Origin of the sequence: Nocardia sp. MDA0666 (genome assembly GCF_003023875.1) — a bacterium.
In the GTDB taxonomy this organism is placed as follows: domain Bacteria; phylum Actinomycetota; class Actinomycetes; order Mycobacteriales; family Mycobacteriaceae; genus Nocardia; species Nocardia aobensis.
The window spans coordinates 1-24,433 of the sequence record NZ_PYHT01000013.1 but is presented as its reverse complement, the minus strand read 5'-3'; the positions used below and the strand labels follow the sequence as shown (position 1 = coordinate 24,433).

The 24,433-nt window shown below is 69.2% G+C and carries 24 protein-coding genes and 1 riboswitch; of the genes, 11 read left to right on the top strand and 13 right to left on the bottom strand.

The features are described 5' to 3' along the window. The first annotated feature begins 36 nt into the window (after positions 1-36). The gene (locus tag C8258_RS18880; protein WP_106956336.1) at positions 37-948 is read left to right on the top strand and encodes an alpha/beta hydrolase; all 912 of its coding nucleotides are present in this window, start codon (positions 37-39) and stop codon (positions 946-948) included. A gap of 9 nt (positions 949-957) precedes the next feature. Continuing rightward, the gene (locus tag C8258_RS18875; RefSeq protein WP_106956335.1) at positions 958-2,127 is read left to right on the top strand and encodes a winged helix DNA-binding domain-containing protein; all 1,170 of its coding nucleotides are present in this window, start codon (positions 958-960) and stop codon (positions 2,125-2,127) included. A 32-nt stretch (positions 2,128-2,159) separates the two neighbouring features. On the opposite strand, the gene nadC is transcribed toward C8258_RS18875, so the two are convergent. Genes nadC through nadA form a run of 3 tightly spaced genes read right to left on the bottom strand, consistent with a single transcriptional unit; the run spans position 2,160 to position 5,888 of the window. After that, on the bottom strand, positions 2,160-3,020 hold the full coding sequence (gene nadC, locus C8258_RS18870; RefSeq protein WP_199195771.1) for a carboxylating nicotinate-nucleotide diphosphorylase: 861 nt from the start codon (positions 3,018-3,020) through the stop codon (positions 2,160-2,162). A 28-nt stretch (positions 3,021-3,048) separates the two neighbouring features. Continuing rightward, entirely contained in the window at positions 3,049-4,785 is a 1,737-nt protein-coding gene (locus C8258_RS18865; protein ID WP_369974772.1) for an L-aspartate oxidase, read from the bottom strand. A 41-nt stretch (positions 4,786-4,826) separates the two neighbouring features. Next, the gene (gene nadA / locus C8258_RS18860; RefSeq protein WP_106956333.1) at positions 4,827-5,888 is read right to left on the bottom strand and encodes a quinolinate synthase NadA; all 1,062 of its coding nucleotides are present in this window, start codon (positions 5,886-5,888) and stop codon (positions 4,827-4,829) included. Between the two features lie 95 nt (positions 5,889-5,983). Here nadA and C8258_RS18855 point away from each other — a divergent pair, with 95 nt between their 5' ends. Next, positions 5,984-6,760 carry an NUDIX domain-containing protein gene (locus C8258_RS18855; RefSeq protein ID WP_063064751.1) on the top strand — a complete coding sequence of 259 codons (777 nt, stop codon included), beginning with the start codon at positions 5,984-5,986 and terminating at the stop codon, positions 6,758-6,760. Between the two features lie 130 nt (positions 6,761-6,890). Beyond that, a complete protein-coding gene (locus tag C8258_RS18850; RefSeq protein ID WP_036500485.1) occupies positions 6,891-7,535 on the top strand; it encodes a DedA family protein in 645 nt (214 codons plus the stop codon). 487 nt (positions 7,536-8,022) lie between these two features. Here the strand turns inward: C8258_RS18850 and C8258_RS18845 are convergent, their stop codons facing one another. From C8258_RS18845 to bioB, 3 genes are all read right to left on the bottom strand, one after another. After that, positions 8,023-8,649: a DUF2567 domain-containing protein gene (locus C8258_RS18845; protein ID WP_106956332.1), complete on the bottom strand. Its 627-nt coding sequence runs from the start codon at positions 8,647-8,649 to the stop codon at positions 8,023-8,025. Continuing rightward, a complete protein-coding gene (locus C8258_RS18840; RefSeq protein WP_036500577.1) occupies positions 8,649-8,873 on the bottom strand; it encodes a hypothetical protein in 225 nt (74 codons plus the stop codon). Before C8258_RS18840 ends, C8258_RS18845 begins: the two co-directional genes overlap by 1 nt. 83 nt (positions 8,874-8,956) lie before the next feature. Further along, positions 8,957-9,970: a biotin synthase BioB gene (gene bioB, locus C8258_RS18835; RefSeq protein WP_106956331.1), complete on the bottom strand. Its 1,014-nt coding sequence runs from the start codon at positions 9,968-9,970 to the stop codon at positions 8,957-8,959. Between the two features lie 172 nt (positions 9,971-10,142). Between bioB and C8258_RS18830 the strand changes: the two genes are divergently transcribed. The 4 genes from C8258_RS18830 (at position 10,143) to C8258_RS18815 (ending at position 13,787) form a co-directional block, all read left to right on the top strand. Then, on the top strand, positions 10,143-10,727 hold the full coding sequence (locus C8258_RS18830; protein WP_106956330.1) for a TetR/AcrR family transcriptional regulator C-terminal domain-containing protein: 585 nt from the start codon (positions 10,143-10,145) through the stop codon (positions 10,725-10,727). A 48-nt stretch (positions 10,728-10,775) separates the two neighbouring features. Then, positions 10,776-10,860: riboswitch (cobalamin riboswitch) on the top strand. Between the two features lie 55 nt (positions 10,861-10,915). After that, positions 10,916-11,947 carry an iron ABC transporter permease gene (locus tag C8258_RS18825; protein WP_106956329.1) on the top strand — a complete coding sequence of 344 codons (1,032 nt, stop codon included), beginning with the start codon at positions 10,916-10,918 and terminating at the stop codon, positions 11,945-11,947. After that, on the top strand, positions 11,944-12,759 hold the full coding sequence (locus C8258_RS18820) for an ABC transporter ATP-binding protein (protein WP_106956328.1): 816 nt from the start codon (positions 11,944-11,946) through the stop codon (positions 12,757-12,759). Before C8258_RS18825 ends, C8258_RS18820 begins: the two co-directional genes overlap by 4 nt. 5 nt (positions 12,760-12,764) lie before the next feature. After that, positions 12,765-13,787, top strand: coding sequence for an ABC transporter substrate-binding protein (locus C8258_RS18815; RefSeq protein ID WP_106956327.1), 1,023 nt, complete (start codon positions 12,765-12,767; stop codon positions 13,785-13,787). A gap of 13 nt (positions 13,788-13,800) precedes the next feature. Here C8258_RS18815 and C8258_RS18810 read toward each other — a convergent pair whose 3' ends face one another. The 7 genes from C8258_RS18810 to C8258_RS18780 form a co-directional block, all read right to left on the bottom strand. After that, positions 13,801-14,946 (bottom strand): alpha/beta fold hydrolase, encoded by a 1,146-nt coding sequence (locus C8258_RS18810; RefSeq protein WP_106956326.1) that lies wholly within the window; start codon positions 14,944-14,946, stop codon positions 13,801-13,803. 73 nt (positions 14,947-15,019) lie between these two features. Continuing rightward, positions 15,020-15,358 carry an MmcQ/YjbR family DNA-binding protein gene (locus tag C8258_RS18805; RefSeq protein ID WP_106956325.1) on the bottom strand — a complete coding sequence of 113 codons (339 nt, stop codon included), beginning with the start codon at positions 15,356-15,358 and terminating at the stop codon, positions 15,020-15,022. 58 nt (positions 15,359-15,416) lie between these two features. Next, positions 15,417-16,097 carry a dethiobiotin synthase gene (gene bioD / locus C8258_RS18800; protein ID WP_106956434.1) on the bottom strand — a complete coding sequence of 227 codons (681 nt, stop codon included), beginning with the start codon at positions 16,095-16,097 and terminating at the stop codon, positions 15,417-15,419. A 27-nt stretch (positions 16,098-16,124) separates the two neighbouring features. Next, positions 16,125-17,273, bottom strand: a complete 1,149-nt coding sequence (locus C8258_RS18795; RefSeq protein WP_106956324.1) for an 8-amino-7-oxononanoate synthase — start codon at positions 17,271-17,273, stop codon at positions 16,125-16,127. An 81-nt stretch (positions 17,274-17,354) separates the two neighbouring features. Continuing rightward, positions 17,355-18,563 (bottom strand): FAD-dependent monooxygenase, encoded by a 1,209-nt coding sequence (locus C8258_RS18790; protein ID WP_106956323.1) that lies wholly within the window; start codon positions 18,561-18,563, stop codon positions 17,355-17,357. Between the two features lie 63 nt (positions 18,564-18,626). Beyond that, on the bottom strand, positions 18,627-19,472 hold the full coding sequence (locus C8258_RS18785) for an SAM-dependent methyltransferase (protein WP_199195761.1): 846 nt from the start codon (positions 19,470-19,472) through the stop codon (positions 18,627-18,629). 148 nt (positions 19,473-19,620) lie between these two features. Beyond that, positions 19,621-20,892, bottom strand: coding sequence for an adenosylmethionine--8-amino-7-oxononanoate transaminase (locus C8258_RS18780; RefSeq protein ID WP_106956322.1), 1,272 nt, complete (start codon positions 20,890-20,892; stop codon positions 19,621-19,623). 156 nt (positions 20,893-21,048) lie between these two features. Here C8258_RS18780 and C8258_RS18775 point away from each other — a divergent pair, with 156 nt between their 5' ends. The 3 genes from C8258_RS18775 to C8258_RS18765 form a co-directional block, all read left to right on the top strand. Beyond that, positions 21,049-22,014: a bifunctional helix-turn-helix transcriptional regulator/GNAT family N-acetyltransferase gene (locus C8258_RS18775; protein WP_106956321.1), complete on the top strand. Its 966-nt coding sequence runs from the start codon at positions 21,049-21,051 to the stop codon at positions 22,012-22,014. 91 nt (positions 22,015-22,105) lie between these two features. Next, positions 22,106-24,253 carry a glycogen debranching protein GlgX gene (glgX, locus tag C8258_RS18770; RefSeq protein ID WP_106956320.1) on the top strand — a complete coding sequence of 716 codons (2,148 nt, stop codon included), beginning with the start codon at positions 22,106-22,108 and terminating at the stop codon, positions 24,251-24,253. Next, positions 24,250-24,433, top strand: a 184-nt coding sequence (locus tag C8258_RS18765) for a hypothetical protein (RefSeq protein WP_146161274.1), incomplete at its 3' end; no start/stop codon positions are given. The genes glgX and C8258_RS18765, both read left to right, overlap by 4 nt.

Below are 24,433 nucleotides of genomic sequence, written 5' to 3'. Positions count from 1 at the left end.
GTACAGGAATATAGTTCCCAGGAAGGTGTATAGTATATGAGCGCACAACAACGCGCGCAGGTCGAGGCGATGCTGCGTCGGCCACAACCCGCGCAGCCGCGATCCGTGGCCGAGATACGGGCCGAATTCCGAACACTGATGGCGCAGATGGCCGTCCCGTCCGGAATACGGACGCGGACGACCACACTGGGTACTCGGCCCGCAGTACTCGTCGAACCGCCGGAGTCGGCCGGAGCCGGAACGATCCTGTACTTCCACGGCGGTGGCTTCGTCTTCGGTTCCCCCGAGACGGCGATGACGCTGACCGGAAACCTGGTGCGCAAGACGAGTTTCCGGGCGCTTTCGGTCGACTACCGGCTCGCGCCGGAACATCCGTTCCCGGCCGCGATAGCGGACACCCTCGGCGCCTATCGCGCGCTGCTCGACAGTGGCGCGCAACCGTCGGCGATCGCCTTCGCGGGCGACTCCGCGGGCGGTGGCCTGACCATCACGACGGCTCTCGCCGCCCGCGACGCCGGCCTGCCGCTGCCCGCCGCGATCGTGGCCTTCTCCCCCGGTCTCGATATGACCCGCACGGGGGCGAGTATGGAAACCAAAGCCGGCATCGACCCGGTGTTCACCCGCGCAAGCCTGGACCACACCGGCGCCATGTATCTCGCCGGGCAGGATGCCGAACAGCCGCTGCTCAGCCCCGCGGTCTCGGCCGATCTCACCGGCTTTCCGCCGATCCTGCTCCAGGTGGGGACCAACGAAATGCTGCTGGACGATTCCACTCGCCTGGCCGCACGCGCGCGGGAAGCCGGCGTGGACGTCATCCTCGACGTGACCGCCGATGTGCCTCATGTCTTTCAGTCCTTCACCGGCATTCTCGACGAGGCGGACGAAGCTCTGGACCGGGCGGCGCATTTCCTCGTCCAGCGCATCCGAAACGGGGGCCGAGCAGGCTAGGATTCGACCATGCGTTCGATCACGGTCGCTCAGCGACGCGCGCGGCTGGCCCGTCGGCATCGGCTCGCCCATGAATTCCGTGGTACCGACCCTGCCGATATCGCCGAATCGATGGTCGCTCTGCACGCCACCGATCCCGCGACGGTGTACCTGTCGGTGTGCGCCCGTACCCGCGGCCTGGCGCCCGCCGACGTGGAGCGCGCCCTCTACGACGATCGGTCGCTGCTGCGGCTGCTGGCGATGCGCCGGACCATGTTCGTCGCGCCGGTCGGCCTGGTTCCCGTGCTGCAGGCCGCGGTGGCCGACGCGCTCGCGGTCAAGCAGCGCCGCAACTACGGGAAGTACCTGGCCCAGGCCGTCGAGGGCGATATCGACGCCTGGCTGGCCGAAGTGGCCGACGAAACCCACCGCGAGTTGCTGGCTCGGGGGAGCGCGACCGGCGCGCAACTGTCGGCCGCCGTGCCCCGGCTGCGCACCCAGGTCGATACCGCACCCGGCAAGCCGTATTCGAAACCGACCAACATCACCACCTGGGTGCTGCTCATCCTCGGATGCGACGGGCTCATCGTGCGCGGGCGCCCCAACGGCAGCTGGACCAGCAGCCAGTACACCTGGGCGCCCCGGGAGGCATGGCTGCCCGATGCCGCGCCGATCGCACTCGACGCGGCGCGCGCCGAACTGGCCCGCCGCTGGCTGCGCGCCTTCGGACCGGCTCCCGTGGACGATCTGGTCTGGTGGACCGGGTGGACGAAAACGGATGTGCGCAAGACACTGTCGAGTCTCGACCTCACGGAAGTCGACCTCGACGGCAGACCCGGAGTGATCCTGTCCGACGATACGGGCCCCGAACCCGAGTCCGGACCGTGGGCGGCGCTGCTGCCCGCCCTGGACCCGACGCCGATGGGCTGGCAGTCGCGCGATTGGTTCCTCGGCCCGCACACCCCGGCCCTGTTCGACACCAACGGCAATATCGGCCCGAGTATCTGGGTGGACGGCCGCATCGTCGGCGGCTGGGCGCAGCGCGCCGACGGTGAAATCGCCTGGCGGCTACTGGAAGACGTCGGCGCCGACGCGAAGGCACTGATCGATGCCGAGGTCGAGCGCACCGCCGCCTGGTACGGCGACGTGCGCGCCATCCCCCGCTTCCGGACTCCACTGGAACGCGAACTCACCAGCTGATCCGCCCGGACCGCCCCGGTAAAGGCTGACCCCTACATATCCAGGCCCAGGTCCAGCACCCGCACCGAATGGGTGAGGGCGCCGACCGCGAGGTAGTCGACTCCGGTGCGCGCGTAGTCGGCGGCGGCCTCGAGTGAAAGTCCGCCGGAGGATTCGAGTTTCGTGCGCGGCGAGCGGCTGTTGCGGCGCTGGACGGCGGCCTGGGTGGCCCACAGCGGGAAGTTGTCCAGCAGCACCAGTTCCACGTCTTCGGCGAGGACGGCGTCGAGTTGGTCGAGGCTGTCCACCTCGACCTCACATTCGATGTCGGGCTTCAGTTCGCGCACCGCGCGCAACGCGGCGACCACCGATCCGGCGGCCACGACGTGGTTGTCCTTGATCAGGGCGGCGTCGCCGAGGCCCATGCGGTGGTTCACGCCACCGCCGACACGCACCGAATACTTCTGCAGCGCACGCAGACCCGGCAGGGTCTTTCGGCTGTCGCGGATCCGGCAGTTCGTGCCCTCGACCGCGTCCACCCAGGCGGCGGTGGCGGTGGCGATCCCGGACATGTGGGTGACCAGGTTGAGCATGGTGCGTTCGGCCGTGAGCAGCTGCCGGGTCGGCGCGACGACCGTCAGCACCGCGTCGCCGGGGCCGACCCGGGTGCCGTCGGCGACACGATCGGTCACCTCGTAGTTCCCAGCGCCGATCACCTCGTCGAGCACCAGCAGCCCTACATCGATGCCCGCGACCGTGCCCGGCTGCCGCGAGACCATCGCGGCCTTGACGGTCGCCTCGGCGGGAACGGTTGCCACCGAGGTGATGTCGGGCCCGTAGCGCAGATCCTCGTCGAGAGCGGTGCGGATCAGGGTGCGCAGTTCCCCGGGGTCGAGTTGCGGGTCCAGTGCCATCATCTACTCCTCGGCATGTGCGTGGCGGTCATCGGGCGCTCACCGCCGGCAGGGGGTCGGCGGTGGTGAGTGGATCGGCAACGACCTGCGGGCGGCCGTCGTCGCCGAGCCGGATCGCGACGCTGCGCCGCAACTCCTCGCGCGGATCGGGGTAATCGGATCGGGTGTGGCAGCCGCGGCTTTCGGCGCGGGCGGTGGCCGCGAGGAGCAGGGTCCGTGCGGCCAGTGTCAGAGCGGCATCCTCCACCGCGGCCAGCACTCCGGCCTGCTCGCCGTGCAACCGCGAAACCGCCTGCGGCGAGGGCCTTTCCGCCGCCGCGGCATCGGAATTCGCCTGCGCGAAGGCCGTCGTGCCGTTATCCGATTGTGCCGCAGCGTCTTCCGGCGCATCCGCGGTCCCGGACTTCGCCGTGCCGCTGCCCCGCAGATGCAGCACGCGCAGCATCGCCCCGCGCAGCCCGTCACCGTCGCGCACCACGGCGGCGTGTGCCGACATCAACTGCTGCAGCGCGGTGCGATCGATGCGCGGCAGCGACGTCTCCGGCACCGCCGTCACCTCCGGAGCGGAAGCGACCCGCTCGGCCGCGGCGGCCCCCGCCCGCTCGCCGACCACCAAACCCTCGAGCAGGCTGTTCGACGCCAGCCGGTTCGCGCCGTGCAGACCGGTGCGCGCCACCTCACCGGCCGCGTACAGGCCGGGGACGGCGGTGCGCCCGTGCGTATCGGTGACGACGCCGCCGCACTGGAAGTGCGCGGCCGGCGCGACCGGGATCAGATCGGTGCGCGGATCCAGGCCTGCGGCGCGGCACGAGGTCGTGATCGTCGGAAACCGTTGTGCGAAACCGTCGATCGCGCGGGCGTCGAGATACACGTGATCGGTGCCCAGCTGTCGCATCCGGGCGGCGATGGCCTTGGAGACGATATCGCGCGGCGCCAGATCGCCCCGCGGATCGACACCGGCGGTCACCGAATCACCGTTCGAGTCGACCAGCACCGCGCCCTCCCCGCGCACCGCCTCGCTGATCAGCGGCCGCCGCCCCAGCCCGCCGGGGCTGAACAGCACGGTGGGGTGAAACTGCACGAATTCCAGATCGGCGACCAGTGCACCCGCCCGCAGCGCCAGCGCGATGCCGTCGGCCGTGGCCCCGGGCGGGTTGGTGCTGCAGGCGTAGAGCTGTCCGAGGCCGCCGGTGGCCAGCAGGACGGCCGGGGCGTGGACGACGCCGAAACCCTGATCCGACACCACGATCACACCGCGCACCCCGTCGGGCCCGGTGACGATGTCGAGGGCGGCGGTGCCGAACAGCATCGGCAGTCCGGCGGCGTTCAGCGCGCGCTGCACCTCGGCGCCGGTGGCGTCACCACCGGCGTGGATGATGCGGCGCGTGCTGTGGCCGCCCTCGCGGGTGCGCGACACCTGACCGTCGCGGCCGAGGTCGAAGACCGCGCCCAGATCGGTCAGCGCCGCGACGGCATCCCGGCCGCCCGACACGATGGAGCGCACCGCCTGGGCGTCGCACAGTCCCGCTCCGGCGTCGACGGTGTCGGCTACATGCGAGTCGACGGTGTCGCCGTCCGGCGCGACCACCGCGATCCCACCCTGTGCGTATTGCGTGGACGTATCCGTCGGGCCACCCTTGCTCAGGGTCAGGACCCGCAACCCCCGCAGCGAGGCGGTGCGGGCCGCGGTCAAACCCGCGACACCGCCACCGATCACCACCAGATCAGCTTCGGCTTCCCAGCCGATCGAAGGCGTCATCATCATCGATCGAACCTTTCCGGCCCGCCCGCAGGCGGGTGCCGGTGCTATTCGCCGCCGCCGGGATTGCCGATGGCGATCATGCGCTGCACCGAATTGCGTGCCAGCGCTGCGGTTTCCGGATCGACGTGCACCTCGTCGAGCTCGTCGGTCAGGCAGCGCAGCAGCGCGGCCGGTGTGATCATCTTCATGTACTTGCAGGACGCGCGATCGTTGACGGCCTGGAAGTCGATGCCGGGGGCGGCCTTGCGCAGCTGATGCAGCATGCCGACCTCGGTGGCGACCAGGACCTGGGTGGACCGCGCGGCCTTCGCGGCGTCGATCATGCCGCCGGTGGACAGGATGTGGACCCGGTCGGCCGGGAACGCCCCCTCCCCCGCGAGGTACAGAGCCGAGGTGGCGCACCCGCATTCGGGGTGCACGAACAGCTCGGCATCGGGATGGGTGCGGGCCTGTTCGGTCAGTTCGTCGCCGTTGATGCCGGCGTGCACGTGGCATTCACCGGCCCAGATGTGCATGTTCTCGCGCCCGGTCACCCGCTTCACGTGGGCGCCGAGGAACTGGTCGGGCAGGAACAGCACCTCGCGGTCGGGATCGATGGAGGCGACCACGTCCACGGCATTGGACGAAGTGCAGCAGATGTCGGTCAGCGCCTTCACCGCGGCGGTGGTGTTCACATACGACACCACGACGGCGCCGGGATGTTCGGCCTTCCACGCGCGCAGGTCGTCGGCGGTGATGGAGTCGGCCAGCGAGCAGCCCGCGCGCTGGTCCGGAATCAGCACGGTCTTGTCCGGGCTGAGGATCTTCGCGGTCTCGGCCATGAAGTGCACGCCGCAGAACACGATGGTGTCCTCGGGCGCCTCGGCGGCGATCCGCGACAGGGCCAGGGAATCGCCGACGTGATCGGCCACATCCTGGATCTCGGGTAGCTGGTAGTTGTGCGCCAGGATGGTGGCGTTGCGCTCGCGCGCCAGCCGCTTGATCTCCTGCGCCCACTCCGGTGTGGCCTCGACTCCGCCGAACCCGTCCGGACCGTCGATGACCTGCGCTGCGAATGCCCGCGTCGTCGGACCAGTGGTCGCTGTCGTCAGACTCGTTGACGCCATGGCATGGCTCCTTCCTCATGCGCGCGGCACTCGCGCCACGCGCATCACCCCGGGCCGATTCGCTTCAACCCGGTTTTCGACTTACAATCGAAAACGTGGCCCATAGTAGCACCATTCACGAATCGCTCACCGCGGTGTTCCAGGTTCGTCGCTTCATGGACACCGTCACCGCAGGTCCAGAGGGTGATCACTCGGTGATTGCGAGCGAACCGGTGGATCCGCAGAGTCCGCGCGGCAATCACGGCCTCCGCACCGAACTCGGGGTGTTGCTGTGGCAGCGGGCGATGGAACCCCAGACCGGCACCTGGTCGCTGCCCGGCGGCCGGCTGCGCGACGACGAGGATCTCGACACCTCCGCCCGCCGTCAGCTGGCCGAGAAGGTCGATGTACGTGAGCTGTGGCACATCGAGCAGCTGTCGGTCTTCAGCGATCCGCACCGAGTGCCCGGGGTACGCCGCATCGCCTCGGCCTATCTGGGACTGGTGCCACTGACCGCGGACCCGCAACTGCCCGCCGACACCCGCTGGCATCCGGTGTCGGCCCTGCCGAACATGTCGTTCGACCACGGCACCGTCGTCCACCACGCCCGCACCCGGCTGGCGGCGAAGCTGTCCTACACCAATATCGCCTTCGCCCTGGCACCTTCGTCGTTCACCATGTCGACGTTGCGCGAAATCTATTGCACCGCACTTGGTTACGATGTTGACACCACGAACCTGCAACGAGTGTTGAGCCGCCGCAAAGTGATCACGCCGACCGGGGAGACCGCCGCACCGGGTAAATCGGGTGGACGGCCCGCAGCGGTCTATCGGTTCACCGACGACGAGATCCGCGTGACCGACGAATTCGCGGCACTGCGACCCCCAGGGTGAACGGCTTGCACGGTGTGTTCCGAGCTATGCGTGATGTGGTCCGCTTCCACCGCTGCGTGAGCCGGCGGCGCGTGGCCGCCTCCCCGGGACGGGCGGACGCCTGCGGTCCGCGCACGGTAGCGTCGGCGGAATGGAATCGCTGATGCACCGGATTCTCGATATCGCGCCGGTGTGGATCTACCTGACGGTCGGTCTGCTCGTATTCGCCGAGGACGCGATTTTCGTCGGCTTCGTGATTCCGGGCGAGACGGCGGCCGTTCTCGGCGGTGTCGCCGCCAGCCAGGGCCATGTGCTGCTGTGGGCGATGATCCTGCTGGTGGTGGCCGCCGCGATCATCGGCGACTCGGTGGGCTACGAGGTGGGCAAACATTTCGGCAGCCGCCTTCTCGCCGCCTCCTACCTGGACAAACACCGCGGCCGCCTGGATAACGCGCAGGACTTCCTCGCCCGCCGCGGCGGCTGGGCCGTCTTCCTCGGCCGCTTCACCGCCTTCTTCCGCGCGGTGATGCCGGCCCTGGTCGGCGCCTCCCGTATGCCCTACCCGAAGTTCCTTTCGTTCAACGCCATCGGCGGCATCGTCTGGGGAACGACCTTCGTGGTCCTCGGCTACGTCGCCGGCAATTCCTACGAGAAGGTCGCCAAAACCGTCGGCCGCGATATGGCGATCGCGGTAGTGGTGATCGTCGTCCTGGCACTGATCGTGTGGAAGCTGCGCGAACGGCGCCAGGAGAAGAAGATCGAATCCGAATACCACGCCACCCACGACGGGCGCTGAATCTCTCCCCGGCCGATTTACTCCCGCCGATTCACCACTGCCGATCCCGATGCTTGACCGTGCGCCGATAGGTGCGCTTGTTCGCCACCGGCTGCGCCGCAGCCGATCTGCGAAGTTCGTGCCGCCGCCGCCACGCGCTGAGATCGGGCCGCTCACTCGGTTCGATTGCCGCACAATCACTTTCCGATCGCGCCTGCACTCCTGCCATTCCTACACCTCCCCTCCTGACTGATCCGGCGCAACGGTAACGAGCGTGAGCCCGGATCGCCATCGAATAAACGGCGATCCGGGGTTCGAGGACTGGTCATCCACACGGAGGCCGATACGCCATCTGCGACAGGCGTTCCCGCCACTCCCCCCAGCCGATCGAGCAGGGCTCTTCGGTTCAGTAGACGGTGCCGGAACACCGCAGCGTGCAGACCGGCTTGCTACAGGTTAGGGCCGCGCACCACGGTATTGTCCAGTGGCGCAACGCCCTCGCGACAACTCAGCGCTGGAAATCGGCCTTCTGATATGACCCGGGCCGATGGTAGGGCCCGTAGGTCACCTCGGACAGCGGGGTGTGCGGTGCGGGTTCCAGCGCTTCACCGCGTCCGCTTCCCAGGTCCTCGGAGGTGCTCAGCGCCGAGAGCAGGAGCACGACCAGTCCGGCGACCAGCGGTTGCAGCAGCAGTGCGGTCCAGCCTTCGACGGTGGGCGCGAGCTCCACGACGGTGTGCACGGGCGGGTTGTGGGAGCGGGGGTGGATCCAGCGCGCGACCTGTTCGCCGAACCACGACATCACCCAGGCTCCGGCCAGCGAACCGATCAGCAGACTCACCAGCATGATCGGCCCGCGGATCGCGCGCCGGCGCCACACCGCGGCGGCGCTCAGCAGTCCGGTCACCAGGCCGACGCAGGCGAAGATCGCCACCGCGTCGAAGCGATGCGCGCTTTCCCCGGTGAGCGCCATACCGCTACCGGGTTCGACGACGAAGACCTTCTCGGTCGGTGCGAGCATGGCCCACACTCCGCCGCCGATGATGCTGACCACCAGCACCGCCGCGACGATCCACAGCGCCGCGCGCAGCTCGCGCGGTGCGGGAGAGGCTGCGGCGGCGCCGCGGGAGGTCATCAGCGATGATCCAGGCTGTGGGAATCGATCACCCCGTGCCGTGAGCATTTCGCCCACCAGCCGTCCGGACTCACCTGCACGATCATCCGGCGACCGCACTGCTCGCAGAAGCGCGGCGGTTCCAGGCCCAGGGCCGCGGCCGCCGGCACCGGATCGTCGAGGCCCACGACGATCCGCTTCCCGGTGTACGGGTTGTAGCGCTCTTGCATATCAGGCTGTGGCATCTGGACCACCATTCGCGAAACCCCTCATGAAGTGCAGCTCTCCAGCTGCTCGACAATACCCGAACCGCCGCGGCCGCGGGAGCTCAGAGGGTCTCGTTGAGCGCCTTGATCGGCATCTTCAGATCGGTGAGCAGGTCCAGGTCCGCTTCGGCGGGGCGGCCGAGCGTGGTCAGGTAGTTGCCGACGATCACGGCGTTGATGCCACCGAGGATGCCCTGCTTGGCGCCCAGGTCGCCGAGGGTGATCTCCCGGCCGCCCGCGAAACGCAGGATGGTGCGCGGCAGCGCGAGCCGGAACGCGGCGACGGCGCGCAGCGCATCGGCCGCGGGCAGCACCTCGAGGTCACCGAACGGGGTGCCCGGGCGCGGGTTGAGGAAGTTCAGCGGAACCTCGTCAGGCTCCAATTCGGCCAGGTTGGCAGCGAATTCGGCCCGCTGCTCCAGGGATTCACCCATGCCGAGGATGCCGCCGCAGCACACCTCCATACCGGCCTCGCGCACCATGCGCAGGGTGTCCCAGCGCTCCTCCCAGGTGTGGGTGGTGACCACGTTCGGGAAGTGCGAGCGCGAGGTCTCGAGGTTGTGGTTGTAGCGGTGCACGCCCATCGCGGCGAGCTGATCGACCTGTTCCTGGTTCAGCATGCCCAGCGAGCAGGCGACCTGGATGTCGACCTCGTTGCGGATGGCCTCGACGCCGGCGGCGACCTGCGCCATCAGCCGCTCGTCCGGACCGCGCACGGCGGCGACGATGCAGAATTCGGTGGCGCCGGTCTTGGCGGTCTGCTTCGCGGCCTCGACCAGGCTCGGGATGTCGAGCCAGGCGGCGCGCACCGGCGACTGGAACAGGCCCGACTGCGAGCAGAAGTGGCAGTCCTCGGGGCAGCCGCCGGTCTTGAGCGAGATGATGCCCTCGACCTCGACCTCCGGGCCGCACCACTTCATCCGCACCTCGTGCGCGAGCTCCAGCAGCGCCTCGAGCTGGTCGTCGCCCAAGCGCAGCACCTCGAGGGTCTGCTCCTGAGTCAGTCCGACGCCACGTTCGAGAACCTGCTCGCGCGCGGTGGCCAGAATGTCGGTCTTCACGGGTGCCTGCGTCACAGCACGAATCCCTTCGTCCGGCCGGTGCGGCCGTGCTTATTGCGGCATGGACTGGGCCCTCCGTGGTTACGCCGGCTGCCGCCTCCGGGCCTGCGCGTCCATGCCGTGCAACTTGAACGGTGTTCAGGCTAGGGTAGCGGGGTCAGTGAGTCAAAACACGCGAGGGGTAGAAGTGCAGCTACATCGGGCGGATGTGATCGACGGTGCCATCGCCATCCTCGATCAGTACGGGCTCGCCGATCTGACCATGCGCCGCCTCGCCACCGCTCTGCACGTGCAGCCGGGGGCGCTGTACTGGCATTTCCCGAACAAGCAGGCGCTGCTCGGCGCGGTCGCCGACCGCATCCTCACCCCGATGGAGGAACCGGTCGCCGCCGCGGACTGGCCGGGCCAGATCAGCGAACTCGCACATCGGCTGCGGTCGTGTCTGCTGGCCTATCGCGACGGTGCGGAGGTGGTCTCGGCGACCTACGCCTCCCGCCTGACCACCAGCAAGGGCCGGGAACGCTTGGCCAGTGCGTTGATTCGCGGCGGCATGACCCGCGAGGAGGCCGATCTGGCGGCCTACACGCTGCTGTACTACGTCCTCGGCGAGACGGTGGACGAGCAGTCGCGAATGCAGATGGATTCCGCGGGCGCGCTGGCGGAGGAGGATTCCCCGCTCTACGAGAACACCTCGGCCACCGAGCGATTCGACTTCGGGTTGCAGCTGTTCGTGGGCGGGGTGTTGCATCTGCTCGGGAGCCGGGTGCGCTAGCCGGACATTTCGGACGGTAGTATTCGGGACCGTCATTCCCGGCGGCGCGGGAATCCGGTGAGAATCCGGAACGGTCGCGCCACTGTGACCGCGGGCGGGCGCCGACGTGCGGGCCCGCTGCGGGAGTCAGACCTCGGTCGCCGGGCACTGCTCTGAAGAGGTCGCGTGATGCCTGTGGAGTTCCGGCGATGAATCGCGTCCGGACAACGATCGTCGTCCCCGTAACGCTGGCGTCGCTGCTCGTCGCGATGGTGGTGGCGACCGCGTGTGGCGCCGAACCGCTTCCGATCCCAGCGGTGCTCGAGGTCCTGGGCGGACATCTGGGCGGCTCCGGTGCGGTCGATTCCGCCTTCGACACCATCGTGTGGCAGTTGCGGGTTCCACGCACGATCCTGGCCGCGGTGGTCGGGGCGGGCCTGGCGCTCGCCGGGGCCGCCATGCAGACGCTGGTGCGCAATCCCCTGGCCGATCCCTATCTGTTGGGTGTGTCCTCGGGCGCGGGGGTGGGCGCCGCTGCCGTGATCACGTCGGGGTTGTTCGCCGGCGCCGGAATCTGGGCGCTGTCGGGCGGCGCGCTCGCCGGCGCGTTGACGGCGGCGGCCACGGTGTTCGCGATCGCGATGGCGCAGGGCGGGTTGACGCCGCTGCGCCTCGTCCTGACCGGAACCGTGCTGGGATCGGCGTTTTCGGCGCTGAGCAGCTATCTCATCTTCCGCAGCGCCGACCCGAAGGCCGCGCAGTCGGTGCTGTTCTGGCTGCTCGGCAGCCTGGCCGGAGCCGATTGGACACGAATCGCGGTGCCCGCCACCGTCGTTGCGCTCGCGGCGGCAACTCTGCTGGCCGTACACGGGTGGCTCGACGCGTTGAGCGTGGGCGCCGAGACCGCCGCATCGGTGGGTGTGCCGGTGCGGGCCCTGCGATACGGGTTGTTCGTCGGACTGGCGATTCTGGTCGGCGTGCTGGTCGCGGTGTCCGGCGGGATCGGCTTCGTGGGCTTGGTGGTACCGCATGCGGCGCGGATGCTGGTGGGCTCCACCCATCGGCGATTACTGCCGGTCGCGGCGCTGTGCGGCGCGTTGTTCCTGGTCGTGGCCGACGCCGCGGCACGAGTTCTCGTGCGGCCCACCGAAATTCCGGTGGGTGTACTCACCGGGCTGATCGGCGCGCCGGTGTTTCTGCTGCTGATGGGCCGGCGGCACTACCGATTCGGTGCCGCGTGAACGGGCCGCTCGCCTCCGACCCGCCGGAAACCGCCGCCGCGGCACTCCGGGTGGAGCGGCTGACATGCGGTCCGCGCGGCAGAGTCGTTCTGACGGACGTCGATTTCGAGGTCCGGCCCGGTGAGGTGATCGGCATCGTCGGACCCAACGGCGCCGGGAAGTCGACGCTGCTGCGCACACTGGCCGGACTGCTGCGACCGCGGACCGGCCGGGTTCTGGTCGACGGCGAGGCGCTGCAGGCGATGTCGCCGCGCCGGCGTGCTCGCCTGGTCGCCCTCGTCGGACAGGACGAGCAGCCGCCCGCCGATCTGTATGCCGGTGAGGTGGTCGCGCTGGGGCGCACACCGTATCTGCCGCCGTGGGGCGCCGGCAGTCCGGCCGAACGCCGCGCGGTCGAGAACGCCTTGGCCGCGGTCGATCTCGGCGGGTTCGCCGATCGCCCGGTGCGTCGGATGTCCGGTGGTGAGCGGCAGCGAGTGCTGCTGGCCCGGGCCCTGGCGCAGACGAGCCCGTTGCTGTTGCTCGACGAGCCGACCAACCACCTGGACATCACCCACCGGCTCGCGCTCCTGGATCTGGTTCGGAGATTGGGCCGCACCGTCGTGGTCGCACTGCACGATCTGACCCTGGCCGACCGCTACTGCGACCGGGTGCTGGTCGTGCACGACGGATCCGCTTCGGACCTGCGGGCACCGCGGGAAGCATTGAGTTCGGAGATTCTCGCCACGGTCTTCGATGTGCGGGCGGCGCGCGTGCGGCATCCGGAGACGGGCGCGACACATCTTCTGCTGGAACCGAATACGGAGGCTTAGACGATATGCAACTTCTGCGATGGCTCGCCATCGGGTCGACTGTCGCATCCTTGGTGGCGTGTGGCCCCGCGCAGACCTCCGACGGCAATCTGATCCTCACCAATTGCGGTGAGCAGGTGCGCTTTCCGGCTCCGGCGCAGCGCATGTTCGTCAACGACACCAATATGGTCGCGATGACGCTGGCCTTGGGCGCACTGGATTCGGTGGCCGCGGTGGCCGGCCTGCAACAGGACGTCGCGACCCTGCGGCGGCACTACGGTGACGTCGTCGATCGGTTGGACAATGTCGCGCCGAGCTCGCCGTCCCGGGAGACGGTGCTGGCCCGGCGCCCCGACGTGATGGTGGCCGGCTGGAACTACGGCTACAGCGAGGCCACCGATCTCACGCCGGATACGCTGCGCGCCAACGGTATCGCGCCCTACATCCTCACCGAGAGCTGCCGACCGCACGCCGGTCAGCGGCAACGCGGCACCGTCGAACCGTGGGCGGCGCTGCGCGCGGATCTGTCGAATCTGGGCGCGATCACCGGTCATCCCGACCGGGCCACCGCACTCGTCGCCGACATCGATACCCGCCTCCAGCGCTTGCGCGCCGCGCCGCGGGCCGCCACCCCGCCGACCCTGTTCGTCTTCGACACGGCGAGCGAAACCATCTTCTCCAGCGGCAGATTCGGCGGCCCCCAGGCCGTCCTCGAGGCGGCCGGTGCCCGCAACGCACTCGACGATGTGGCCGACACGTGGACGGCGGTGTCGTGGGAACGCCTGGCCGCCGCCGACCCGGACGCCCTCGTCTTCGTGGACTATCCGGGGCAGAGCTTCGCTCAGAAGGTGGACGCGCTGCGCGCCAAACCCGGCATCAACCGGCTGCGCGCGGTGACCGAGCAGCGGTTCCTCAACCTGCCCTATGTGCTCTGGACGTCGAGCCCGCTCAACATCGATGCCGCCGAGCAGGTGCGGGCACAACTGGAGCGGTGGAATATGCTGCCGCCCTCGGATATTCGCCCGGCATTCGACGACGCCGTGCACTGAACCACGCGCCGGATCACGGCATACCCATGGTCTGCTCGGAGTGCACCAGCCCGATGAACGGCACGATCTGCTGCGCGATCACCGTGTTGTATTCGCGCGGATGCTGCCGCGGATCGGCATGCCCGGTGCTGCGGGTCAGCACCACCAGGAGCGTGCCGTCGACACCGCCGACGGTGTCGATCAGCGCGCGATGGGTGTATTCGTCGTCCACGACGGAATCCCGGTACGGATCGTGCGGGCGGATGAAGACGACGGCCGGGCGGGCTTTGCCGGACGCGGGCTTCGCCAGCGCGTGCAGGTCGTCGATCGCGCCGCTGGCGACGATGGCCTTGAATTGATCCTCGATGAGGCCGTTGCTGGCGGCATCGGTGTTGAAGATCTTCTGTCGCAGCACATCGGTAACCGTGCGGCCCAGCGACGCAGTCCGGATCCCCGGCGGATCGGAGCCGTAGTCGATGAATTGGTCACGGCGGGAATAGGTTTCCGCCAGCAGCCGCAAACCCCGGCTCTCCCGCGCGCCGGGGAACCAGCCGAACCAGCGCAGCAGATCCTCACCCTGGTCGCGGCTTTCCGGCCGCACCGCGGCCAGGTCGACCGGCGTGCAATCCAGGATCACCCCGGACAGGGTGCGCGTGCTGTGGGTGTGGATGTGCTTGGCGATCTCGAGTGCGATCACCCCGCCCATGCTGTGGCCGACCAGCACCACCTTGTGGATGCGGGCGGCCTCGGTGACGCGGATGATCAGATCGCTGATGACCTTGGTGTCGATACCGGTGTTGTCGTAGCGCACCGCCCACACCGAACCCAGCTGCCGCAGTGAGGGCAGGGCGCGCGCGGTGTCGGAGGCATCGAGCGAACCGAGGCCGACGAGGTCGAAGACCGCGGTATCGCGGTCGCTCGCGGCGGCCGGGCCCGAGATGGGCAGCACCGCGGGATCGGTGCGCGCCAGCCGTGCCTGCTCGGGGGAAACGTCGTAGTGCCAGTACTGCGCGAACACGACGAGTACGACGATCGGGACCAGCGCCGCCCGCAGCAGCACGCGCCGCGTCCGCCCCAGCGTCCGCCAGCGGTGCCCCACACGGGTTTCGGTCAGCCGGGCCCGCCGTCGCGCATCGTCGTAATCCGCGACCGTGGAAGGGTGCCGATCTCGCATGGACATCCCTACCCACTGTAAGGGCGTTCGCGACCGGCGCATCCGTCCCGCGACGCGGCGCGGTGATACCCGTTGTCGATTACCGCTGGTCGTCGAGGAGGTGGCGGGGTGCGGCCTGGCGCCACGAATCGAGGATGATCGCCTCCAATTCGGCCCGGTCGTCCAGGGCGGCCAGCCGGGCGCGCACCCATGCGTTACCGGCCTCGTGCGTGGCGATCCAGAATTTCCCGGGTTCGGCCACGACCAGTTCGTCGCGGTCGACGATCGGGCAGCGCACCGCCATCGAGGTCTCGGCCTCGGGCAGGGTCAGAAACAGCTTGCCCGCGACCCGGAAAGTGGGCATCCCCCAGGCGAATTGCTCCGACGTCTCCGGCAGCGACAGGGCATAGTCGCGGGCATCCTCCCCGGTTGCGCTCATGCCCCGCATCCTGCCAGGCCCCACCGACACGAACGGGGGCCTCACCGCGACGAGCGGCTCAGCCCAGGTATCGGCGAACCCAGTCGGCGTGGAACCATCCGGAGGCGGTGTCGGCGAATCGCTCGGGCAGCCACTGTCCGGCGCCCTCGGGGATCACCCCGACGACCTCGACACCGGTGACCTCCGGCAGGTCGGTTCGGTTGCATTCGGAGGCGAGATCCGGTGCGCTCGGCCAGGATCCGATGACCAGCCCCGCGCACCGCACACCGGCGGCGGCGAGGGCCCGGGTGGTGAGTTCGCTGTGGTTGAGGGTGCCCAGCCCCGCGGCCGCGACCACGAGCACCGGCGCGTCGAGTTTCTGCGCCAGATCGAGCAGCGTGAACTCCCCGACCCGAACCAGCAGGCCACCGGCGCCCTCGATCAGGGTGAGGTCGGCATCGGCCAGCGAGTCGATGCCGGCCACCGTCTCACCGAGGGTGAGCAGCGGTTGCCCGCAGCGGCGGGCGGCGGTGTCGGGGGCCAGCGGTTCGGGATAGCGGGCCAGTTCGAGCGTGCGGGACACACCCGCCAGCCGCTCGATCACCGCGAGGTCGCCGGCTTCGCCCGGAGCCATGCCGGTCTGTGCCGGTTTGCACACCGCGACCGTGCGCCCGGCCGAACGCGCCGCCGCGGCCAGCGCGGCCGTGACGACGGTCTTCCCGACGTCGGTCGAGGTGCCCGTCACGATCAACCTGCTCATATCGCCTCGCTCCTTTTCTCGCATCACTCAGGCGGCCCGCGGGTCCCGCGCTGCGGTCAGCACCTCGTCCAGCACCGTGGCGATGATCTCCATCTCGGCGTCGGTGAGGTCGGCACGCGCGGTCAACCGCAGCCGCGAGGTGCCCTCCGGCACCGACGGCGGCCGGAAACAGCCCACGCTCAGACCGCGCGCCCGGCACTGCTGTGCGGCGTCGAAGGCCACCTGCGCCTGCCCCAGCACCACCGACACGACCGCCGAATCCGGTTGCGGCACACCGGCGACGCGGGCGATCTCGGCGGCCCGGGTGAGGACGCGTCCGCCCAGCTCCGGTTCCTTGCGCAGCAGCCGCAACGCCGCATGGGCGGCGCCCACCGCGGCGGGCGCCAATCCGGTGTCGAAGATGAAGGTGCGCGCGGTATCGATGAGGTGGGCGCGTACCCGTTCGTCGCAAAGCACGATTCCGCCTTGCGCCGCAAGGGCTTTCGACAGGGTGGCGGTCACGATCAGATCCGGTTGCCCGGCCAGGCCGAGTTCCTGCACCAGGCCGCGGCCGCCGTCGCCGCGCACGCCGATGCCGTGCGCCTCGTCGACGATCAGCACCGCACCGTTCGCGCGAACCACCCGATGCAGGTCGGTCAGCGGCGCGAGGTCGCCGTCGGCGCTGAACACCGAATCGGTGAGTACCAGCGCACGCTCCTCCGTCCGCTGCGACAACAGCCGGTCGACGGCCTCGACATCGCGATGCGGCGCGATCTCCACCCGTGCCCGCGAGAGCCGGCAGGCGTCGACCAGCGAGGCATGACTACCGGCGTCGGAGACCACCAGCGCGCCGCGGCCGGCCAGTGCGGTGACGACACCGAGGTTGGCGGCATAGCCGGAGGCGAAGACCAGCCCCGCCTGCGCCCCCACGAAGTCGGCCAGGTCGGACTCGAAGTCCTCGTGCGCGACGGTAGTGCCGGTGACCAGCCGCGATCCCGTCGCGCCGGCGCCCCAGGTCCGGACCGCCTCGACCGCGCCCGCGATCACCTCGGGGTGGCGCGAAAGACCCAGGTAGTCGTTGGAGGCGAGGTCGATGAGATCGCTGTGAGCCGGTCGCGCCCGCAACTGCCGCCGCAACCCGGCGCGCACCCGGTCACCCGCACGCTCGTCCAACCAGCTCAACGGATCCTCGTTCACAGCTCGGAAGCATACTTGAACGGCGTTCAGGACGGTGGCGGCGGGTGCGATCCACCGTGCCCGCCGCAGGTGGCGAACCCGTCAGGCCGGCGGCGTCCAGTCGAGCGCGCGTGCGAAGGCGCGCGGCATCGCCCAGCCGGGCATCAGCCGCAACGCGGTGTCGCGGGCACGCACCGCAGGCGTCCACGACCATTGCGCGACAGTTCCGATCCGCCGGGATTGATGGGCGAGGGCCCGGGTGCGCGGGCGACGCAGCGCGTCGTAGCGGCGCAGCGCGTCGTCGATCTCGCCGTTGTCGAGCAACGCGGCCAGGGTGACCGCATCCTCGAGGGCGAGGTTCGCGCCCTGGCCCATATTCGGCGTCATGGCGTGCGCGGCGTCGCCGAGCAGCGCGACGCGTCCGCGGACGAACGTCGGCAGATCGGGCAATTGGTAGATGTCGTGGCGCATCACCGAATCCGGCGACACCGCGCCCAGCAGTCGCGGAACCGGGTCGGGCCACGCGCCGAAACGTCGCCGTACTTCGGCGAATTCGCCGTCGGGCGCGCGCTCGCCTTCGGCCGCGTTCACCGCACCGAACATGTACACCCGATGATCGGCGAGCGGGACGATGCCGAAAATCTCACCGCTGCCCCAGATCTGGCCGCCCTGGCGAAGGCCGGGCAACGGTTCGGTGATCATTCGCCACGCGGTGTATCCGGCGTAGCGGGGTGGGCGGGCGCGCGGGCAGACCGCGGTCCGCACGACGCTGCGCAGGCCGTCGGCACCGACTACGAGATCCGCCGTCTCCACTCCCCCGCTGTGCAGAACGCCCACCGCCGGCGAGGCATGTCCCCCCTTCGAATGTTCGCCGCGGTGGCTCTCGCCTCCCGGTTCACCTGTCCTCCAACGGTCTTCGATGTCGACCCCGGTGACGGTGACTCCCAGGCGCAGGCGGTTTTCGCCGAGCGCCGTGCGCAGGATGTCGAACAGGTCCGCACGATGGACCGCCACCACCGGACCGTACCGGTCGGCGAATTTCTCGGTGTCGGTGCGAGTCAGCCAGCGGCCGGAGCGGTCACGGATTCCGCCCTCGGTATCGGCCATCGCCCGCGAGCGCACCTGCGCGCCCACGCCGATCGCATCGAGCGCACGTAACCCGTTGGGCCACAGGGTCAGTCCCGACCCGACCTCGCCGACGGCGGCGGCTCGCTCCCAGACCTGGACGTCGTGTCCGCGCCGATGCAACGCGATCGCGGCGGCCATACCGCCGATTCCCCCGCCGACGACGATCACTCGCAGTGCCCGCATTCCCCACTCCTCGGCTCGTAGGCGTCGGGGTCCAGCCAAACACACCGCGCACGCCGCCGCAGGTCAGCCGCCGATGCGCGCATGTGCCAGCCGGCACAGATCCACCGGTTGCAGCGCATCGGCCCGCTCCCACCAGCCCGCCGGTACGGCCGCTCGGTGGCTGATGTGCTCGACCGTGGCGAATCCGTACCGGCGCAGGACGTCGTCGAGGGTTTCCGGGGTGAAGGTGCTCAGCCACGGTTCGCCCTGTGCGCTGGTGACGGGCTGGACGGATTCGGCGTAGGCGTGCCCGTTGCCGTCGCGCAGTGCCGGATCGAGCATGTACTCCATCACCAGTTCCGACCCCGGGGCCAGACCGGACAGGGCGGCCAGTGTGGCGCCGATCGCCTCGGCAGTGAGATACATGCTGACTCCGAGCCAGCTGACCACGGCGCGACGTTCACGGTCGAATCCGGCATCGGCCAATTGCCGTGGCAATTCGTCGCCTTCGAAATCGGCGGGTACGAAAATCACCTCGCCGACCGGCTGGATATCGCCGATGGCGAGGATTTCCCTTTTCCACCGCTGGGTGCCGGGATGATCGACCTCGAATACCCGGATTCCTTCGGCCGGACCGCGATATCCGAAACTGTCGAGTCCCGCACCGAGAACGACATATTGCGCCGCGGCCGATTCGGCGAGGCGCTGCTCGGTCCAGTGGCTGCGCACCGTCGCCTGCGCCCGGACCGCGGCCAGCAGCGGATGGTCACCGTTGTGCAGGTGGTAGCCGATGAGCTCTTCCGCATGCGGGCCGAGCAGGGCGGAGGCCATGGTGTCGCGGAACAGATAGGGCTCGCTGTCGATCAGCAAATGGGCCGCGCGGGCCGCGGCCGCCATCATCGCCGTGCGACTGGGTTCGGTGCCGATCATCGAATTCCCTTTCACCGTCCTGCGGACCCGGTGGATATCACCGGGCGAATGCCGATGATAGACAGGAATTTTCGCGCTCGCAGTCACCATATCACACGAAAATAAATTTCGGATATACGACAAATGGCGGGCCGGAAGGGAATTCGGCTCACCCCGCCGCGGCGGTGGCGACGACGCCGGCGGCGATGCGCGCGATATCGTCGGCGCTGCTGATGAACGGCGGCATGGTGTAGACCAGATTGCGGAACGGCCGCAGCCACACGCCGGCCTCGACGGCGGCGCGGGTCGCGGCGACCATATCGATCGAATGGTCGAGTTCGACCACCCCGATCGCGCCGAGCACCCGCACGTCCACCACGCGCGGATTGTCCTGCGCCGCGGCGAGTCCCGATTTCAGACCGGCCTCGATCGCGGCGACCTCGCCGGCCCAGTCCCGTGAGAGCAGCAGTTCGACGGAGGCCACCGCGACCGCACAGGCCAGCGGATTGCCCATGAAGGTGGGCCCGTGCATGAGCCCGCCGTGCGCCGCGCTGACGGTCTCGGCGATGCGGGTGGTGCACAGTGCGGCCGCCAGGGTCATATATCCGCCGGTGATGGCCTTGCCCACACACATCACGTCGGGCGCCACGCCGGCGGCCTCGGCGGCGAAAAGCGTTCCGGTGCGGCCGAATCCGGTGGCGATCTCGTCGAAGACCAGCAGTACGCCGTGCTCGTCGCACAACCGGCGCAGCTCGTTCAGGTAGCGCGGATGATGAAAACGCATGCCGCCCGCGCCCTGCACGACGGGCTCGACGATCACCGCCGCGGTCTCGTGCGCGTGCGCGGCCAGCAGCCGATCCAGTTCCGCGACGTAGGCGGGATCGAAGTCGACCGGCGGTGCGGGCGCGAAGATCTGCTCGGCCAGCACGTCGGTCCACAGCGAGTGCATGCCGCCCTCGGGATCGCACACGCTCATCGGGGTGAAGGTGTCGCCGTGGTATCCGCCGCGCCAGGTGAACAGCCGCCGCTTGCCCGGCTGTCCGAGCGCCCGCCAGTACTGCAGGCACATCTTGGCCGCGACCTCGACCGACACCGACCCCGAATCGCAGAGGAACACCTTGTCCAGACCGTCGGGAGTCAGCTCCACGAGCAGCTGGGACAGTCGCACCGCCGGCTCGTGGGTGAGCCCGCCGAACATGACATGACTCATCCGCCGCGACTGCTCGACCAGTGCGGCGTCCAGCACCGGATGCCGGTACCCGTGGACCGCCGCCCACCACGAACTCATCCCGTCGACCAGTTCGCGGCCGTCGGCGAGGGTCAGGCGGGTGCCCGCGGCCGAGGCGACCACCAGCGGTTCGGTGCTCGCGGGGAAGCCGCCGTAGGGATGCCACACATGGGCGGCGTCGAGGGCGGTGATCTGGTCGGCTGTCAGGGCCACGCGGATCCCTTCACGAGACGGTCTTGAACGCTGTTCAAGTTATCACCGCGACGAATCACGTCGGTACAGGGACCGCGGACCGAACGATTCGTTCCCCCCACCGCGAGGCGTTCGCGCGATATCTTTGACTCAGTCAAAGAACTGGAGGGAGGGCCCATGACGACTGCGGCACTCGACCACGACGACGTCGGCGCGGTGCGCGCGTTCAATCGCCGCTACACCCGGTTGATCGGCGTCCTCGAGGAACATCTGCTCGACAGCGACTTCTCGCTCACCGAGGCGCGAATCCTGTTCGAACTCGCCCACTCCGGACCGCTCGGCGTCCGCACGCTGCGCTCCGAACTGGGTCTGGATCCGGGCTATCTGAGCCGGATCCTCGCCCGCTTCGAAAGCGCCGGGCTGGTGCGGCGGCACCGATCCGAGTCCGACGCTCGCCTGCAACTCGTACACCTCACCGACGCCGGGCGCGCCGCCGCCGACGACCTCGACCGCCGATCCGCGCATGACATCGCCGAGCTGCTGGCCGGGCACAGCGCCGCGGACCGGCAGCGCCTGCGCACCGCGATGCGCACGATCGAAGAGCTGCTCGACCCGGCCACCGCGGCAGGCCATGTGAACACGTCTGCGGCAGGCCGCACGAGCGAGGTCCGCCTCCGATCTCCGCGCCCGGGCGACTACGGCTGGATCATCCAGCGCAACGCGGTGCTCTATGCCGCCGAATACGGCTGGGACACCGAGTACGAGGCGCTGGTCGCGAAGATCGTGGCCGACTTCCTGGCCGGGCACGACCCCGACACCGAGCGGGCGTGGATCGCCGAGGCCGGCGGCGTCGCGGCCGGTGCGGTGTTCTGTGTGCGCGAGGACGACACCACCGCCCGGCTGCGGCTGCTGCTCGTGGAACCGTCGGCGCGCGGGCTCGGCGTGGGCACCGCGCTGGTCGAGCGGTGCCTGCGGTTCGCGGCCGAGGCCGGATATCAGGACATGGTGCTGTGGACCAACGATGTGCTCACCGCGGCGCGGCGGATCTACCAGCGGGCCGGATTCGAACTCGTCGACTCCCGGCCGCACCACAGTTTCGGCGCCGACCTCGTCGGCCAGACCTGGCGGCGCGGCCTGCGGTAACCGCAGCCCATCGATAGCCACCGGATTACCGGCCCGGCACGACCCGGCCCACCCGCACCGGCGACTCCGGCACGACGGTTACTGTCGATACATGGTTCGGCCCGATACATCCGGTGAGATGACGCCTCTCGGCGTCTGGCCGGGCGCCGCCTATCCGCTGGGCGCGACCTACGACGGGGCCGGTACCAACTTCTCGGTGTTCTCCGAAGTTGCCGAGCAGGTCGAGCTGTGCCTGATCGATCGCGCGGGCGGTGAGCACCGCATCCCCCTCGACGAGGTCGACGGGTACGTCTGGCACGCCTATCTGCCCACCGTCGCCCCCGGCCGGCGCTACGGGTTCCGCGTGCACGGTCCCTACGATCCCGCCCGCGGATTACGCTGCGACAGCAGCAAATTACTGCTCGACCCCTACGGCAAGGCCTTCGCGGGCCGGTTCGCCGCCGACGCCACCCTGCACACGTACGGCGCGGATACGCTGGGGCACACCATGACCGGCGTGGTGGTCAACCCGTACTTCGACTGGGCCGGCGACCGCCCGCCGCGGCGGCCCTATCACGAAACCGTCCTCTACGAAGCCCACGTCAAGGGGCTGACGATGACGCATCCGGCGATTCCGCAGCGACTGCGCGGCACCTACGCGGGTATCGCGCATCCGGCGATCATCGACCATCTGCTGTCGCTGGGGGTCACCGCAATCGAGCTCATGCCGGTCCACCAGTTCCTGCACGACCGGATCCTGCTCGACCGCGGTCTGCGAAACTACTGGGGGTACAACAGTTTCGGTTATCTGGCGCCGCATCACGAGTACGCCGCCGACCCGCGCGCCGGGGCGGCGGTCACCGAATTCAAGGCGATGGTCCGGGCACTGCACAGCGCCGGCATCGAGGTGATCCTCGACGTGGTCTACAACCACACCGGCGAGGGCAATCACCTCGGGCCGACGATCGGCCTGCGCGGCATCGACAACGCGGCGTACTACCGTCTGGCCGAGGACGATCCCGCGCACTACATGGACTACACCGGTACCGGCAACAGCCTCAACGTGCGCCACCCGCACACGTTGCAGCTGATCATGGATTCGCTGCGGTACTGGATTGTCGATATGCACGTCGACGGCTTCCGCTTCGATCTGGCGGCCACGCTTGCGCGCGAATTGCACGATGTGGACCGGCTTTCCACCTTCTTCGACCTGGTGCAGCAGGATCCGGTGGTGAGTCAGGTCAAACTGATCGCCGAGCCGTGGGATGTGGGCGAGGGCGGCTACCAGGTCGGGAACTTCCCCGGGCTGTGGACCGAGTGGAACGGCAAGTACCGCGACACCGTGCGCGACTACTGGCGCGGCCGACCGGCGACCCTCGGTGAATTCGCCTCGAGGTTCACCGGCAGTTCCGACCTGTACGAGGCCACCGGCCGCCGACCGGGTGCGAGTATCAACTTCGTCACCGCCCACGACGGCTTCACGCTGCGAGATCTCGTGTCCTACAACGACAAACACAATCACGCCAACGGCGAGGACAATCGCGACGGCGAGGACTACAACCGGTCCTGGAACTGCGGGATCGAAGGTCCCACCGACGATCCGGAGGTGTGTGCGCTGCGAGATCGCCAGAGCCGCAACATGATCGCCACCCTGGCGCTGTCACAGGGCACACCCATGCTGCTGCACGGCGACGAGATCGGGCGCACCCAGCAGGGCAACAACAATGCCTACTGCCAGGATTCGCCGGTGTCCTGGATGGATTGGGGGGCCGCGCAGAAATACGCCGATCTGCTGACGTTCACGCGCGCCGCGTTCGCGCTGCGCCGTGCCCATCCGGTGTTCCGGCGCCGGCGCTTCTTCGACGGACGTCCCGGCACCCCCGGCGAACCCCCCGGCGCACACGCCGGCGATATCGCGTGGTTCACCCCCGGCGGCACGGAGATGACGACCGCCGACTGGAATACCGGCTTCGCCCGCTCGCTGGCGGTGTTCCTCAACGGCGAGGCGATCGCCGAACCGGGCCCACGCGGGGAACGAGTGCGCGATGATTCGTTCCTGCTGTGTTTCAATGCCCACGACGCACCCCTCGAATTCGCCGTACCCGGACCGGAATTCGGCGCGCACTGGACGGTGGCGCTGGATTGCTCGACACCCACCGGGCGCGCAGATGCCACCTATTCCGCAGCGACCACGGTCGCCGTACCCGCTCGCTGCCTGCTCGTTCTCCGCCGTTCCGAATCCACACCGATATCGAGATGACAGACACCCCTTCCCCCGAACACCGCACCGGCCCGATCGCCCGCCGGACCCCCGTGCGCAGCACGTACCGACTGCAACTGCGCCCGGACGCCCTGACCTTCGCCGACGCCCGCGCGATCGCCGAATATCTGCAGCAATTGGGTATTTCGCATCTGTACCTGTCCCCGGTGATGACCGCGA

Bases quoted from the DNA above. Each gene is read 5' to 3' on its own strand.
- C8258_RS18880 (WP_106956336.1), top strand. From the start codon at position 37: ATGAGCGCACAACAACGCGCGCAGGTCGAGGCGATGCTGCGTCGGCCA.
- C8258_RS18875 (WP_106956335.1), top strand. From the start codon at position 958: ATGCGTTCGATCACGGTCGCTCAGCGACGCGCGCGGCTGGCCCGTCGG.
- nadC (WP_199195771.1), bottom strand. From the start codon at position 3,020: ATGGCACTGGACCCGCAACTCGACCCCGGGGAACTGCGCACCCTGATC.
- C8258_RS18865 (WP_369974772.1), bottom strand. From the start codon at position 4,785: ATGATGATGACGCCTTCGATCGGCTGGGAAGCCGAAGCTGATCTGGTG.
- nadA (WP_106956333.1), bottom strand. From the start codon at position 5,888: ATGGCGTCAACGAGTCTGACGACAGCGACCACTGGTCCGACGACGCGG.
- C8258_RS18850 (WP_036500485.1), top strand. From the start codon at position 6,891: ATGGAATCGCTGATGCACCGGATTCTCGATATCGCGCCGGTGTGGATC.
- C8258_RS18845 (WP_106956332.1), bottom strand. From the start codon at position 8,649: ATGACCTCCCGCGGCGCCGCCGCAGCCTCTCCCGCACCGCGCGAGCTG.
- C8258_RS18840 (WP_036500577.1), bottom strand. From the start codon at position 8,873: ATGCCACAGCCTGATATGCAAGAGCGCTACAACCCGTACACCGGGAAG.
- C8258_RS18825 (WP_106956329.1), top strand. From the start codon at position 10,916: ATGAATCGCGTCCGGACAACGATCGTCGTCCCCGTAACGCTGGCGTCG.
- C8258_RS18815 (WP_106956327.1), top strand. From the start codon at position 12,765: ATGCAACTTCTGCGATGGCTCGCCATCGGGTCGACTGTCGCATCCTTG.
- C8258_RS18810 (WP_106956326.1), bottom strand. From the start codon at position 14,946: ATGTCCATGCGAGATCGGCACCCTTCCACGGTCGCGGATTACGACGAT.
- C8258_RS18805 (WP_106956325.1), bottom strand. From the start codon at position 15,358: ATGAGCGCAACCGGGGAGGATGCCCGCGACTATGCCCTGTCGCTGCCG.
- bioD (WP_106956434.1), bottom strand. From the start codon at position 16,097: ATGAGCAGGTTGATCGTGACGGGCACCTCGACCGACGTCGGGAAGACC.
- C8258_RS18790 (WP_106956323.1), bottom strand. From the start codon at position 18,563: ATGCGGGCACTGCGAGTGATCGTCGTCGGCGGGGGAATCGGCGGTATG.
- C8258_RS18785 (WP_199195761.1), bottom strand. From the start codon at position 19,472: ATGATCGGCACCGAACCCAGTCGCACGGCGATGATGGCGGCCGCGGCC.
- C8258_RS18775 (WP_106956321.1), top strand. From the start codon at position 21,049: ATGACGACTGCGGCACTCGACCACGACGACGTCGGCGCGGTGCGCGCG.
- glgX (WP_106956320.1), top strand. From the start codon at position 22,106: ATGGTTCGGCCCGATACATCCGGTGAGATGACGCCTCTCGGCGTCTGG.